This window comes from Sessilibacter sp. MAH1 (genome assembly GCF_054658315.1).
In genome coordinates this window covers 189,365-204,125 of the sequence record NZ_BAAGIC010000002.1, presented here as the reverse complement: position 1 = coordinate 204,125, position 14,761 = coordinate 189,365, and the positions used below count along the sequence as shown (strand labels likewise).

The window sequence follows — 14,761 nt, the reverse complement described above, 5'->3', positions numbered from 1 at the left end:
TTATAATGTTGAACTGCACGTACAGAGTTGGTGTTAAACCAACTCTGGTGCTTCCACCGCAATATGAATGTCGTCGTTTTCGATTGAAATATCCACCGAACCTCCGGTAGACAAATCGCCAAATAACACCATTTCGGCCAATGGTTTTTTCAGCTTTTCTTTGATCAAACGAGCCATAGGTCTTGCACCTAATTTTTCGTCATAACCATGAACTGCCAACCATTCACGAGCATCTTCGTCTACGTTAAGAACCACATGCTTTTCATCAAGCTGCGCTTGGAGCTCAACCAAAAACTTATCAACCACCGTTTTGATAACCTCAAGAGTAAGCGCGCCAAATTGAATAATGGCATCTAATCGGTTACGGAACTCAGGAGTAAACAGCTTCTTGATTGCTTCCATACCGTCGGTTGAGTGATCTTGTTTTGAGAATCCAATAGAAGCACGGCTCATATCTTCTGCGCCAGCATTGGTTGTCATGATCAACACAACATTACGGAAATCAGCTTTACGGCCATTGTTATCCGTTAAAGTACCGTGATCCATTACCTGAAGCAGTAAATTGAATACTTCTGGATGCGCCTTCTCAATCTCATCAAGAAGAACAACACAATGCGGATGCTTGGTAACCGCTTCGGTTAACAAACCACCTTGGTCGAAGCCCACATAACCTGGAGGAGCACCAATTAAACGCGAAACGGTGTGTCGTTCCATATACTCAGACATATCGAATCGAAGCAGCTCAATACCCATTGCAGACGCTAATTGACGACATAGCTCCGTTTTACCAACCCCCGTTGGACCAGCAAATAGGAAAGAACCTACTGGCTTATCCGGTGAGTTCAAACCCGCACGTGACAACTTGATAGCGGTCGATAACGCTTCAATAGCGTCATTTTGCCCAAACACGGTAAGCTTGAGTTGCTCATCCAGTTTTTGAAGAAGTTCTTTGTCGCTCGATGAAACACTTTTGGGTGGAATTCGAGCAATTTTAGCAACGATTTTTTCAATATCGGCGGTACCAATCTGACGACGTCTTTTGTTGAGCGGTTGCAATTGCTGATAAGCACCAGCCTCATCAATAACATCAATGGCTTTATCGGGCATAAAGCGATCGGTGATGTACTTAGAGGCAAGTTCCGAGGCAGCTCGCAGCGCGGCATCGGTATATTTAAGGCTGTGATGTTCTTCGAATCGCGTTTTAAGGCCTTTCAAAATTTGATAGGTGTCTTCAACGCTTGGTTCGTTAACATCGATTTTTTGAAAACGTCTTGATAATGCACGGTCTTTATCAAAAATACCGCGATACTCTTGGAACGTCGTCGAGCCGATACAACGGATATCACCCGAAGTAAGTAAAGGTTTCAGTAGATTTGATGCATCCATAACGCCGCCAGAAGCTGCCCCAGCGCCAATAATGGTGTGAATCTCGTCGATGAATAAAATCGCCTTTTCTTTCTTTTTAAGCTGCGCAAGCAAGCCTTTGAAGCGTTTCTCGAAATCGCCGCGATATTTAGTACCCGCGAGTAAAGATCCCATATCTAGGGAATAAACAACGCTCTCAAGCAATACGTCGGGAACATCGCCATCAACAATGCGTTTTGCTAAGCCTTCGGCGATGGCGGTTTTACCCACGCCGGATTCACCCACTAACAATGGGTTATTTTTGCGACGACGAACGAGAACTTGCGCTACACGCTCAACTTCATCATCACGACCAACCAATGGATCGATACGCCCTTGAAGCGCTTCTTCGTTTAGATTTGTGGCGTAGGAATCGAGAGGACTGCTCGCCGAGGATTCACCAGACGCTATAGACTCTTCATCTATGGATTCTTGGTTGCTATCGAGATTGTGCTCGCTTTGGCCACCCACTTTAGAGATGCCATGAGTGATAAAGTTGACCACATCAATACGGGCGATATTTTGCTGTTTTAGATAATAAACGGCTTGGCTTTCTTGTTCGCTGAATATAGCGACAAGAACATTGGCTCCAGTAACCTCTTTGCGGCCTGAAGATTGAACATGAAAAACGGCACGCTGTAGAACACGTTGAAAACCTAACGTTGGCTGTGTTTCACGCTCGGTATCATCTTCAGGGATAAGGGGTGTTGTAGAATCGACAAACTCGATTAACTCCTTGCGTAAATTGTTGAGATCTGCACCACAAGCTTTCAGTACGGAAGCTGCGGCCTCGTTATCAATCAACGCTAACAATAAATGCTCAACAGTCATGAATTCATGACGTTTTGTTCGAGCACCTTTGAAAGCTTGATTCAGTGTAACTTCTAAGTCCTTGCTTAACATTTTTTCGACCTCAACTGATACACCTAAAAATTATTCATCGTCTTCAGCGGCAGCAATCTCACACAATAACGGATGTTGGTTTTCCCGAGCGTACTGGTTTACCTGCGCAGCTTTCGTTTCGGCAATATCTTTTGTAAAGACACCGCATACTGCGCTTCCGTTCGTATGAACCTTGAGCATGATTTGTGTCGCTTGCTCACGATGCATTGAAAAAAATGTCTCTAACACTTCTACGACGAACTCCATGGGAGTGTAATCATCGTTGAGCATGATTACTTTATACATAGAAGGACGCTTAAGTTGCGGCTTTTGTTCCGCAACGGCCAAGCCTTCATCTCGGCCTCCTGCTACATCATCGCTGTCACTACTGTTTAATGTTAGTCGATGATAATCCATATTACCCCAAACCTTTTTGCACGGATTCAAAGAGTTCTGCTCCCCGATTCTAACTACAAGATAAGTGAAGTCTCAATTAGGATCAACCAATTGGACTTGACAATTTATTAAATTTCATATGAGTATATCCATGCGCTTTATTATCAAAAGCGCATTATCCAATATCTCCGCACAAAGCATTTTTATAATAAAAATATTGGGCCTAATAAAAAAATAACAATTTTAAGTTCATGCATCAGCTCATGGCTTATACCCATAAAATAGGAAATCTGCTATGCAATCAGGTACCGTCAAGTGGTTCAATAATGCCAAAGGTTATGGATTTATCCTTCCAGACAACGGTGGTGACGAACTATTCGCTCACTATTCTGCAATTACAATGGATGGTTATAAAACCTTAAAAGCCGGCCAACAAGTCAACTTTGATGTTGTTAAAGGCGATAAAGGTATGCATGCCGTCGGTATTGAACCCAAATCGTTTAAAATTAGTTCTAACGAGTCTGAAAGTCCCCCTATGGCTTTATTAAACTAAACACCATTCACCAACAACTGACAAAACCATTCAACTTGTCTACAACTGTGAGCGACACGTTCTCAGAGCGCTATTGCGTCACAAAAATTTAATGAGTGGATCAAGTAGTACCGCTCATTAAACTTTCAAATTACCTACTCTTCAAATTGTAAAAAACTCATATCACACAAGTTTTTACATTTCTCGGTCATAGTAATACCTGCCATTTTTTTACCGCCAAACCTGAGAAAAAGCCTCTTAGCAGATACAATGTAGCAGTTACAATGCCACTATAAATGTCTTAGCTCTAGGCCAGCGAATGCCCAATATAATTTTGTTTAATAAACCCTATGGGGTTTTGAGTCAGTTTACCGACAAAGAAAACCGCCCTACGTTAAGTAACTACATTTCAGAAAAAGATTTTTATCCAGCCGGTCGTCTCGATTTTGACTCGGAAGGTTTACTTCTGTTAACCAACGATGGCGCGTTACAGAATCAAATTGCCAACCCCAAATTTAAACTGCCAAAAACCTATTGGGTGCAGGTTGAAGGCATTCCTGATGAGATTGCATTGACTAAATTAAGACGAGGGGTAACGCTCAATGACGGAAAAACAAAACCGGCAAAAGCTCGGCTCTATAAGCCCGAAAACGTATGGCCAAGAGACCCGCCCATTCGCCAAAGAAATAACGACACAACCTCTTGGATTGAACTCACCATTACAGAAGGCCGAAATCGGCAAGTTCGCCGAATGACCGCTGCCGTAGGCCATCCAACGTTACGTTTAATTCGTGCTCGAATTGGCACTTGGGCGCTCAATGACATCGCGGTTGGTCAAATTCGCAAAGAAAATGTGTTTTTGCCTCGGGCATAATTAATCTTCAACTCTACTGCATTTATCCATAAATATCCGTTATGAACTCCAGAGAATTTAACCCTCACGTCACGGTCGCCACCGTTGTCTCGCAGCAAAATCAATTTCTGATTGTTGAAGAACAGATTAACGGCGAAACCCGATTTAACCAACCCGCCGGACATTTAGAAGCCAATGAGAGCCTGATTGCCGCAGCCAAGCGCGAGACGCTCGAAGAAACTGGCTGGGAGGTTGACATAACCGGCTTTTTGGGTGTTTGCATATTTAAAGCCAGTAACGGTGTGACCTACGTTAGAAACACTTTTTGCGCAACGCCAATTCACAAACGCGAGCCTTTTACATTGGATACAGGTATCATCGCCGCACACTGGATGACACTGAACGAAATCCAACAAAAACAGGAAATGTTGCGTAGCCCAATGATTATAGAATCTATTGAAAACTACCTTAAAGGCAACATATTCCCGGCAACACTCGTGACTTATCTAAGCGCTGTTTAATTCACCAAACAACTATCATATTTGGCTCAATGGATACCCTTACAACCGCATCTAACTCCCAAGCAAACAAAGTAATCGTCGGCATGTCTGGCGGTGTAGACTCCTCCGTAGCGGCGTTACTTCTTCAACAACAGGGCTACCAGGTTGAAGGTTTGTTTATGAAGAATTGGGATGAGGACGACGGTACCGAGTATTGTACTGCAAAGGCGGATTTGGCCGATGCCGAAAAAGTCTGCGACAAGCTAGGCATTCCTTTACATACCGCAAATTTTGCCGCCGAATATTGGGACAATGTTTTTGAGCATTTTCTGGCCGAATACCAAGCAGGCCGCACGCCTAATCCCGATATTCTTTGTAACCGCGAAATTAAATTCAAAGTCTTTTTAGAATACGCACAAGCACTAGGTGCTTCACTAATCGCGACCGGTCATTACGTTCGCCGCAAAGACATTGATGGCCATACTTACCTGTTAAAAGGACTGGATAACAATAAAGACCAAAGTTATTTCGTTCACGCGGTAGGTGAAGACGAGTTCGCCACCAGCTTGTTTCCCATAGGCGAAATGGAAAAGCCCGATGTTCGCGCCCTCGCTGAAAAGCACGATTTGGTTACCCACAACAAAAAAGACAGCACCGGCATCTGCTTTATTGGCGAACGCCGTTTCAAGGATTTCTTAGAACAATATTTGCCCGCTCAGCCAGGAGAAATTATTGACGATCATGGCAATATTCTTGGCGAGCACGCAGGTCTGATGTATCACACGCTAGGACAGCGACAAGGCTTAGGAATCGGCGGAGTTAAAGGTGCTCCAGAACAACCTTGGTATGTTGCCGAAAAAGATCTCAACAACAATCAGTTGGTCGTTGTGCAGGGTAAAAATCACCCACTGTTGTTTAAAGACTCTCTTAAAGCTTCGCAAATTTGTTGGATAAACAAGAACTTCCCTGAAACCAAGGAGTTTCGAGCCCAGGTTAAGACTCGATATCGCCAACCCGATCAAATGGCAACCGTTACAATTAATGCATCTAACAACGACGGTAACGAAACGTTAACAATACATTTTGACGAACCCCAAAGAGCGATCACTCCAGGCCAATCGGTGGTTTTTTATCATGGGGAAATTTGTCTGGGCGGAGCCGTAATTGAAGCCGGTTATAACCGTTAAATGTTAATCGAATTGCAGTCACCTAAAACACGCTTCACATGTTGCAAAAATTCTGCAGCGACTGTGGGGTTGGTGTAATTATTTATCGAAGAGTCAATGGCAGATATCGAATCACAAACTATTGCTTTAGCCGCGACCCTTCAATCTGTCGCGATGGTAGAACAGCTGGCAAAACACGGCACAACCACAGCAGGCAATGCGCGCGTTTTAATAAACAGCATATTCAAAACCTCCCCTAAAAGCACAATCGATGTGTATAACCAGGTTCAAGATTTAGAGCTCGGTCTAAACATGTTGGTGCAAATGCTCGAAAAACTGAACACCCCCAACTATTCCGATAGCATGCGCTATACGTTGAGTTTGCTCCATTTGCAGAAAAAACTGGCCGGGAATAATGCCATGCTCAGCGTTATCGCCCAGAGAATCGAGAGGTGTAGAGCTCAGCTAGAACATTTTGATGTTATGCATGACAACATCCTAGCCAATCTAGCCGATATCTATGCAGATACACTCAGTACTTTTGCATTTCGAATTCAAATTCGAGGTTCTTACGATTATCTTCAACAGGCTCGTATTGCAAACCACATCCGTGCCCTGCTACTGGCAGGCGTCAGATCAGTAACGCTCTGGCGACAAGTTGGCGGCTCCCGTATAAATCTGATACTCAACCGAAGCAAAATTATCACTGCGGCCGATCTACTGCACCAATCTGTGCGAAACGAAAAATGACCAAAGTTTCCCACAAATACTAAAATTTCGGGTATTATCGCGCGCTTTTTCGGTGGTTATGGCTAATATTTGAGGAATATCAGTCATTAATCGGTTCACTTTTACATCCACAGCAACGGTTTAAACTATGGAGCTTTCTCAACTCACAGCAGTTACCCCTATCGACGGACGTTACGGTTCGAAGACTCAATCTTTACGAGACGTTTTCAGTGAATATGGGCTGATCAAATGTAGAGTTGAAGTAGAAATTCGCTGGCTGCAAAAGCTCGCTGCGCACCCACAAATTACTGAGGTGCCGGAGTTCTCAGAGAACACTCAAGCGCTACTTAACAATATAGTTGCAAACTTTAGCGAACAAGACGCGCAAGAAATCAAAACCATCGAGCGCACCACCAATCACGATGTAAAAGCTGTTGAATACTTTATAAAGAACCAATTCAAGGGTAATGCTGAATTAGAAGCTATCAGCGAATTTGTTCACTTTGCTTGTACCTCTGAAGACATCAACAACCTTTCACACGGTTTGATGCTAAAGCAAGGCCGTGAAGCTTTAATGGGTTATACGGCTAAAATCATTGCTACCCTCAAGTCTCTTGCCATTGAATTTGCCAACGACCCAATGCTTTCTCGCACTCATGGGCAAACGGCTTCGCCTACTACGGTAGGTAAAGAAATCGCCAATGTTGTTTACCGACTCAATCGTCAGGTGAAGCAGATAGAAAGTGTTGAACTTTTAGGCAAAATCAACGGCGCGGTAGGCAACTATAATGCGCACCTTAGCGCTTATCCGGATATCGATTGGGCAGACAATGCCTCAAGCTTCATTACCGATTTAGGACTTACTTGGAATCCGTACACAACTCAGATCGAACCTCACGATTATATTGCTGAGTTATTTGATGCAATCGGCCGATTTAACACCATTTTGATTGATTTCAATCGCGATATTTGGGGCTACATTTCACTAGGCTACTTCAAACAAAAGACCATTGCCGGCGAGATTGGCTCGTCAACCATGCCGCATAAGGTTAATCCGATTGATTTCGAAAACTCGGAAGGAAACCTTGGCATCGCCAATGCCTTATTTGCTCATCTAGGCAGCAAATTGCCGATTTCACGCTGGCAGAGAGATTTGACCGACTCCACCGTATTACGAAATATGGGCGTCGGTTTTGGCTATAGCTTTATTGCCTACGAATCCGTTTTGAAAGGTTTAGGAAAACTCGAAATCAATCGCGCGCGATTGGATCAAGATCTCGAATCCAGCTGGGAAGTACTCGCCGAACCAATTCAAACGGTGATGCGTCGTTATCAAGTCGAAAACGCCTACGAAAAACTTAAAGAATTGACTCGCGGCCAAGATATCAGCAAAGACAGCATCAGAGCTTTCATTGATACCCTTGAAATACCAGAGCAAGCGAAAACCGAGCTTAAAGCACTAACACCACAAACTTACGTTGGTAGTGCAGCCGAACAAGCCAAAAACATTTAACAACTTACATCAACCTAGGAAGCTAAGCTCGCTATGACTTCGAGTAACGAAATTTTGAAGAACCTGGGCGAGCTTAGTATTGATGAGTTCCTAAAACATCACTGGCAGAGAAAATACTTATTTGTCTCTGAATGCTTTAAAGACTCTCTGCCGGAATTTCCTGCGGACGAACTAGCCGGATTGTCCCTTGAGGAAGACGTCGAATCTCGCTTGATTATCGAATCAAAACAAAACTCCAATCCCGAAAACCAATGGACCTTAAAACACGGCCCATTTTTAGAATCAGACTTTACAACCCTACCTGAATCACATTGGACACTGCTTGTTCAAGCCGTAGACTTTTGGGCTCCCGAATACACAGAATTTTTATCGCGCTTTCGCTTTTTACCCAATTGGCGAATTGACGACATTATGATCAGCTACGCCACAGACCAAGGTGGTGTAGGTCCGCATTTCGATTACTACGACGTTTTTCTCATTCAATTAGAAGGAGAAAGACTGTGGCGAATTGGTCAACAATGCGACGACAGTACAGAGAAAGTGGAAGGCTCACCTCTCAATCAAATTAGACACTTTAAGACCGAAGCTGAATTTTTAGCAAAACCCGGTGACCTCCTCTATATTCCCGCCGGTAAAGCCCATTGGGGAATTGCCCAAGGCGAATGCACGACAATATCTGTAGGGTTTCGAGCACCGAGCTATAGCGAAATTCTTTCGCACTTCAGTGGCGAACTCTGCAACACACTACCCAGCAATTATCGTTATTCCGACTCTCGGAAAAATACCGAGCAACTGAATAATTGCGGCGAGATTTCTGTTGCGACGATTGAAAATATACAACAGCAACTCGTATCGATTATCTCCAACCCGGAGGCGCTGGCATCTTGGTTTGGACGATACATGACTGAAAGCAAGTACGAAGACTTATGCCCTTGGTCCCAGTCCACGCCGTCGTGCGAACTGAATGCAAATACCGTTAAGAGGCTAGTAAAAGAAAAAGCCTTTGAATTTTGCCCCGGAATTCGAACAGCTTACTTCCCGAAATCCCAAGAAACCGCCCTTTTATTCATTGATGGCAGAGAATTTCTTTGTCATATTGAACTTGCAAAGGCGCTTTCAAGTAATTTGCAATTCTCATCCGGCTCACTGCAAAAAATAGCCGAAATGGGAGATACTCAACAGCAAATTAATACCTATGCCTTACTTGAGCTGCTGATCGAAAAAGAGTTACTTCTCGTACAGTCGTAATCGTACTCCTCTAATTACGATCTACGGTTAACTTACACCAAATTGCCAACATAACTATGAACAGCTTTCTTTCGAAGAATGATATTTCTGTAGAAATCACGAATTGGGAAAAATCTGAATCTGAATTGTGCGCGATTCGGCGTGAAGTTTTTATCGAAGAGCAAGGTGTATCTGAGCAAGACGAACTTGATGGCAAAGATCATCTATACACCCAGGTGATTGTTCGCTCAAAAAACCACATTGAAGCCATTGGTTGCGCTCGGATTTCCCCAGAAGGAAAAATTGGTCGCGTTGCCATTGTCAAAAACTTCCGTGGATTAGGCGTCGGCCAAAAACTCATGGAGTTTTGCACCCAAGCAGTTTTGGAAAAGGGTCAAACACCCAAACTCGATGCACAAACAAGCGCAATTGGCTTTTACGAATCATTGGGATACGCCTGTGAAGGCGAAGTGTTTATGGATGCGAATATTCCCCATAAACACATGAAATTTGCGTTAGCGAGCTTCTTTGTCACTCAAGCAAACACCAATGAATCCTCTGAGACAAATTACTCTCCAGAACCTCAACCACTAAGACGCGCGCTAAAGTCAACCCAAGACTGCGAAGCCTCCCTGTTAAATTGTCTTGAGCAATCCCGCGCAGAGCTAATGATCACCTGCTCGACAGCCTTATTACGCCTTGTGTCGTCACACCAATTTCTTGAAGCGTTGAAAACAAAACTGCTTACTAACACCGACTCAGAAGTAAAAATCGTAATCGGTTCTTACGATTCAGGAGCTACACTGATACGAAGCCTTATTGATCTTTCGCGACGACTACCAAGCAAGTTGAAGCTCAAATGCTTAAATACCGATCAAAACGATTTCTCGGCGCTCATCATTACAAATGCGCAGAATTCGGTGGAAATTCATTTGGATGGTGAACAGCTCACCGGCATTCAAACTCGATTGAGTAATGCTAAAAAAGAGCTGCTAAGAGAAGAATTCTATCGCATTTGGGATGCGCGATCGTTCGCTCATCCAGACTTTAAAGAGTTGAACCTCTAACAATTAACGATCATCCACTTGATAATCGACACCAACTACATTGCCATTATAAACGAGATCTACCGACTCTAACGCAGCGCAAGCCCCCATTACAGGTCGTCCGTCCCGCAGCCGAAACTCAAAACCATGCAATGGGCATCGAATGTTGCCGTTTTCTAGAGTTCCATAGGTTAAAGGTACGTTTTGATGCGGGCAGTTATTTTTGAATCCGTAGATCTTGCCATCATACTGAATCAGTAAAACATCAAGATTATCAATTTTATGTGCGGCCATGTAGCCATCGTATAAGCGATGCAGCTTTTCTAATGGTTTAAACACAAGTACGCTCCGAAAGACTGACCACAAAATGGCTGAACACGCTAGAATCGCTCGCTGAATGATTCGAAGGGTGAAAAACGCCCAATACTAAATACTAGCAAACATTGTCATTAGCCTGAGCCTAACTATAATGCCAGCTTTTTTATTTCGAGCGAGTCAAAGTTGCTAACGACTGTAGAAATACCATATAGCCCTTCCGTAGAGCTTCTATTTGACCAAATTCAAACACTTCCAGGGGCAGTTTGGCTTGACAGTGGCTGGCCGCATTTTTCAAACGAGCGCTACGACATTCTCTCAGCGACACCGGTGTTCTCCGTCTCGCCAGATAACAACAACCAGGAGAAGTCCCCTTTCGAACATTTGCGCCAAGAGTTTTTGAAGATATCAACCATATCTTGTGAAGCCATCCAATTACCATTTACCCACGGCTTTATGGGCTATTTCAGTTACGAAGCAGGAATTGAACAACTCTCCGTAACAAACCATAAACCTTCGGTTTTAGGAATTCCTAAATACTTTTGGGCTTATTTTAATTACTCGTTTGTCTTCGATCACTACGAAAAGAAGGCATTTTTTTCGAAATTGGATTCGCTAGATGCGGGTATAGAAGACTCCATACGAAAATGCATCTCACAATATACCCAGAAACTGGCCAATAAGGTCGATGAAAAGATTAGTTCAACTGGCTTGCACTATGAAGACTATCCCTTTGAATTAGACGGTTTTGAAGCCCTCTGGAATTATGGCCAGTATCTCAACGCGTTTACGCAAGTAAAAAATCATATTACCGACGGAGATATATACCAAGCTAACCTTACACAAACTTTTACATCTAAGTTTAGAGGAAATTCTTATTGGGCTTATCGCAAATTACGAGAAATAATGCCCGCGCCTTACAGCTGCTACGGCAAGTTTGCAGGCGTAGAAATTTTAAGCTTTTCTCCAGAGACATTTCTAAAAAAAACCGGTGATTTTTATCTGACTAAACCCATTAAAGGCACGAGACCTCGGAGCACCGACCCGGATATCGACCTTCAAAATGCTCAAGAATTAAAATCGAGCGCCAAAGATCAAGCTGAAAACTTAATGATTGTAGACTTACTGCGCAACGATCTTTCAAAGAATGCTATTCGCAATTCTGTGATTGTGAATGAACTCTATTCGCTAAAAAGTTACGCCAATGTTCACCATTTAGAAAGTCTTATCAGCGCCCATATTACCAATGCACACGGGCTAGAAGTTTTCAAAGATTGCTTCCCTGGTGGATCAATCACCGGAGCACCCAAGAAAAGGGCCTGTGAAATAATTGCCGAATTAGAAGCAGCACCCAGAGAGCTTTATTGTGGCTCAATTGGCTACTTAAGCGCTTCCGGTGATTTTGATACCAATATTGCAATTCGAACCATTACCGGTTTTAACCAGACAATGTCTATCGCTGGAGGCGGCGGAATTGTCGCCGATTCGACGCCAGGTGCGGAATATTCGGAGTCGCTTACGAAAATTCAGCGTTTAATTGATGGATTAAACGACTTTATGCACAATACCAATAAATCTTAAAGAGAACATAAACGGCTTAACGATATTAAATAGGTTTGATATGAAAATAGTCATGGTAAAGAAGATCTTAGCTGACGGCTCACCTTGTAAAAAATGCGGTGAGGTTTTGGAAAAGCTCGAAAAAAGTGAATTAACTCATTTAATTGATGAAATAATCGTAGCCGATGAGCGCGACCCAGAAAGCGCGGGAATGCAGCTCGCTAAAGAACTGGATGTCGCAAGAGCGCCTTTTTTTGTGGTTTATAAAGACGGCAGTGAGCCGGAAGTGCATACAATTTATATTAAATTTGCAAAAGAAGTATTGGAGCCAATGAAGTCTTAAACTATTAATTTAGAAATGAAGTTGCTGAGAAACAATCAGCGCTCGGGGACTTAGACAATTATTGGAAAATTAAGAAGTAATCGCTAAAACTGACAAGGAGTGAAGTCCGTTTCACTCTTTTTTAGAAAGGCTAGTTGCTTATAAAAACTTCTCGATACATTAAATGTACGGAAGCTCTATATGCTCAAACAATTCATCAAGCTCAGCTTTTGACTGACGATTAAACGCCTCTTCAACTATATTTTTAGTCAAATGTGGCGCAAATAACTCGATAAATTCAAACATAAATCCACGCAAGAAGGTTCCACGACGGAATCCAAGCTTGGTAGTACTTGGCTGAAAGAGGTGTCGAGCATCAATGCAAACCAAGTCTGAATCTAATTCTGGATCATAAGCCATCGAAGCGATGATACCGATACCAAGACCTAAACGGACATAAGTTTTGATAACGTCTGCATCAGCAGCGGTGAATACAACTTTCGGTGCTAATCCGCGATCAATAAACGCTTCATCCAACTTAGAACGACCGGTGAAACCGAACACGTAGGTAACGATTGGATGTTTCGCCACATCTTCAAGCGTTAAATTAGAAACTTGAGTCAGTGGATGATCTTTGGGTACTACAATGCCACGGTTCCATTGATAACAAGGCATCATGACCAAATCACTAAACAGCTCTAATGCTTCAGTCGCGATGGCAAAATCAACGGTGCCATCAGCGGCCATCTCTGAAATTTGCATGGGCGTACCCTGATGCATATGCAGAGAGACCTCAGGATATTGATGAATAAAGTTACCAATAACCTTAGGTAGAGCATAACGCGCCTGAGTATGAGTTGTTGCTATAGAAAGACTTCCTTTCCTTTCGTTACTAAACTCTTGTGCAACTTGCTTAATCCCCTCAACTTTTCGGAGGATTTCCCCAGCCGTTTTTAAAATAGCTTCACCGGCAGGAGTTATGCGAGTTAAATGTTTACCGCTACGAGAAAAGACTTCGACGCCCAACTCATCCTCTAACAACCTGATTTGCTTACTAATTCCAGGTTGAGATGTATACAAGCTTTGCGCCGTTGCAGATACATTGAGATCATGATGAGCGACCTCCCAGATATATCTTAACTGCTGCAGTTTCATAAGCCCTCCCAAATGGCGGATTGATCTGCGTAAAGTTATGATTATAAAAATATAAACAAATATTCTTTTCCAGAATAGTTATTAACCTATATATTTGCCACCCCTGACAGAATTTTTACACAAATACTTCACATTCCTTCTAATTAGCTCAAAAAATGGAAATATTTCAATTCATATTAGCCGGCGCAGCGGTCGGATTAGCGATAGGCATAACCGGCGTTGGTGGTGGCTCTATTATGACACCATTATTGTTGCTTTTTGGATTTCCATTCAATGTTGCAATCGGTACAGACCTTTTATACGCGTCGATAACAAAAGCCAGTGGAGCTTGGGCACACAAACGCCAAGGCACTGTTAATTGGAAATTGGTGTTCTTATTGGCATCGGGCAGTATTCCTGCCTCAATCGCAACAACTTTCTTGCTTGATACCATATTCTCTAACGCATCTGAATACGAGCATCTTTTAACAACTAGCTTAGGAATTATGCTGATACTGACTTCAGCGGTACTTCTATTTAAAGGAAAACTCACAAACCAAGCTCAAACCAATACAGAGTATCAACGCTGGACCACCAAACACTCCACAACAGTTACAGTAATTGCCGGATTCCTACTCGGAGTATTTGTAACCTTATCATCAGTAGGTGCTGGGGCTTTTTGTGCCGCATTATTACTTGTGCTGTACCCACGTCTCAGTGCTGTTAAAGTTGTCGGAACTGATATTGCGCATGCTGTACCTCTAACTTTTATTGCAGGCCTAGGACATCTGGTATTTCTGGGCAACGTAGATTTTTATCTTTTGGGTTGCTTATTGATCGGATCAATCCCAGCCATACACTTGGGTACTAAAATCGGTGCGAAGCTTCCCAACAAAATTCTCCAACCTGTATTAGCGTCTATTTTACTGGGGCTTGGTATTAAGTTCGCCTTTTTCTAGCCTCTAAATAAAAACTTAATACTAAAGTCATTTCAGCAACAAAACTAAGTTAGGAGGGATTTTATTTATTACCCTCCTAATTTCAATTAGTTTTGGACTTTATGTTTAAAATAATATTTTTTTAGATCAGGCCGAAATTTTAAAAGCAGTCTCGCCAACGGGTTTTGTTATTTAAACTGCTCAGTCAGTAAATAAATACGCTTTAACAGTAATTTTTACCAGC

General features: G+C 42.8%; 15 protein-coding genes. 11 read left to right on the top strand and 4 right to left on the bottom strand.

The annotated features are described in order from the left end of the window. Window positions 1-33: 33 nt before the first annotated feature. Together clpA and clpS are read right to left on the bottom strand one after the other, a co-directional pair. Window positions 34-2,307 carry an ATP-dependent Clp protease ATP-binding subunit ClpA gene (clpA, locus tag ACYQ28_RS02855; RefSeq protein ID WP_460047929.1) on the bottom strand — a complete coding sequence of 758 codons (2,274 nt, stop codon included), beginning with the start codon at window positions 2,305-2,307 and terminating at the stop codon, window positions 34-36. A 30-nt stretch (window positions 2,308-2,337) separates the two neighbouring features. After that, window positions 2,338-2,703: an ATP-dependent Clp protease adapter ClpS gene (gene clpS / locus ACYQ28_RS02850; RefSeq protein WP_460048119.1), complete on the bottom strand. Its 366-nt coding sequence runs from the start codon at window positions 2,701-2,703 to the stop codon at window positions 2,338-2,340. Between the two features lie 274 nt (window positions 2,704-2,977). On the opposite strand from clpS, the gene cspD reads away from it, so the two are divergent. From cspD to ACYQ28_RS02810, 8 genes are all read left to right on the top strand, one after another. After that, window positions 2,978-3,235, top strand: coding sequence for a cold shock domain-containing protein CspD (cspD, locus tag ACYQ28_RS02845; protein ID WP_460047928.1), 258 nt, complete (start codon window positions 2,978-2,980; stop codon window positions 3,233-3,235). A gap of 298 nt (window positions 3,236-3,533) precedes the next feature. Further along, window positions 3,534-4,088 (top strand): pseudouridine synthase, encoded by a 555-nt coding sequence (locus tag ACYQ28_RS02840; RefSeq protein ID WP_460047926.1) that lies wholly within the window; start codon window positions 3,534-3,536, stop codon window positions 4,086-4,088. A 41-nt stretch (window positions 4,089-4,129) separates the two neighbouring features. Next, the gene (locus ACYQ28_RS02835; RefSeq protein WP_460047925.1) at window positions 4,130-4,588 is read left to right on the top strand and encodes an NUDIX hydrolase; all 459 of its coding nucleotides are present in this window, start codon (window positions 4,130-4,132) and stop codon (window positions 4,586-4,588) included. A gap of 29 nt (window positions 4,589-4,617) precedes the next feature. Continuing rightward, the gene (mnmA, locus tag ACYQ28_RS02830) at window positions 4,618-5,754 is read left to right on the top strand and encodes a tRNA 2-thiouridine(34) synthase MnmA (protein ID WP_460047923.1); all 1,137 of its coding nucleotides are present in this window, start codon (window positions 4,618-4,620) and stop codon (window positions 5,752-5,754) included. A gap of 96 nt (window positions 5,755-5,850) precedes the next feature. Beyond that, window positions 5,851-6,483 (top strand): high frequency lysogenization protein HflD, encoded by a 633-nt coding sequence (gene hflD / locus ACYQ28_RS02825; protein WP_460047922.1) that lies wholly within the window; start codon window positions 5,851-5,853, stop codon window positions 6,481-6,483. Between the two features lie 127 nt (window positions 6,484-6,610). After that, complete coding sequence (purB, locus tag ACYQ28_RS02820; RefSeq protein WP_460047920.1) at window positions 6,611-7,975, top strand: adenylosuccinate lyase; 1,365 nt, start codon at window positions 6,611-6,613, stop codon at window positions 7,973-7,975. 33 nt (window positions 7,976-8,008) lie between these two features. Further along, window positions 8,009-9,223 (top strand): JmjC domain-containing protein, encoded by a 1,215-nt coding sequence (locus ACYQ28_RS02815; RefSeq protein ID WP_460047919.1) that lies wholly within the window; start codon window positions 8,009-8,011, stop codon window positions 9,221-9,223. A 56-nt stretch (window positions 9,224-9,279) separates the two neighbouring features. After that, complete coding sequence (locus ACYQ28_RS02810; protein ID WP_460047917.1) at window positions 9,280-10,269, top strand: GNAT family N-acetyltransferase; 990 nt, start codon at window positions 9,280-9,282, stop codon at window positions 10,267-10,269. Window positions 10,270-10,272: 3 nt separating this feature from the next. On the opposite strand, the gene ACYQ28_RS02805 is transcribed toward ACYQ28_RS02810, so the two are convergent. Beyond that, window positions 10,273-10,587: a Rieske (2Fe-2S) protein gene (locus ACYQ28_RS02805; RefSeq protein ID WP_460047916.1), complete on the bottom strand. Its 315-nt coding sequence runs from the start codon at window positions 10,585-10,587 to the stop codon at window positions 10,273-10,275. Window positions 10,588-10,749: 162 nt separating this feature from the next. On the opposite strand from ACYQ28_RS02805, the gene ACYQ28_RS02800 reads away from it, so the two are divergent. Both ACYQ28_RS02800 and ACYQ28_RS02795 read left to right on the top strand, forming a co-directional pair. Continuing rightward, on the top strand, window positions 10,750-12,144 hold the full coding sequence (locus ACYQ28_RS02800; protein WP_460047914.1) for an anthranilate synthase component I family protein: 1,395 nt from the start codon (window positions 10,750-10,752) through the stop codon (window positions 12,142-12,144). Between the two features lie 52 nt (window positions 12,145-12,196). Next, window positions 12,197-12,466, top strand: a complete 270-nt coding sequence (locus ACYQ28_RS02795) for a hypothetical protein (protein ID WP_460047913.1) — start codon at window positions 12,197-12,199, stop codon at window positions 12,464-12,466. A 159-nt stretch (window positions 12,467-12,625) separates the two neighbouring features. Here the strand turns inward: ACYQ28_RS02795 and cysB are convergent, their stop codons facing one another. Beyond that, window positions 12,626-13,600 carry an HTH-type transcriptional regulator CysB gene (cysB, locus tag ACYQ28_RS02790; protein WP_460047912.1) on the bottom strand — a complete coding sequence of 325 codons (975 nt, stop codon included), beginning with the start codon at window positions 13,598-13,600 and terminating at the stop codon, window positions 12,626-12,628. 155 nt (window positions 13,601-13,755) lie between these two features. Between cysB and ACYQ28_RS02785 the strand changes: the two genes are divergently transcribed. After that, entirely contained in the window at window positions 13,756-14,538 is a 783-nt protein-coding gene (locus tag ACYQ28_RS02785) for a sulfite exporter TauE/SafE family protein (protein WP_460047911.1), read from the top strand. Window positions 14,539-14,761 lie beyond the last annotated feature (223 nt).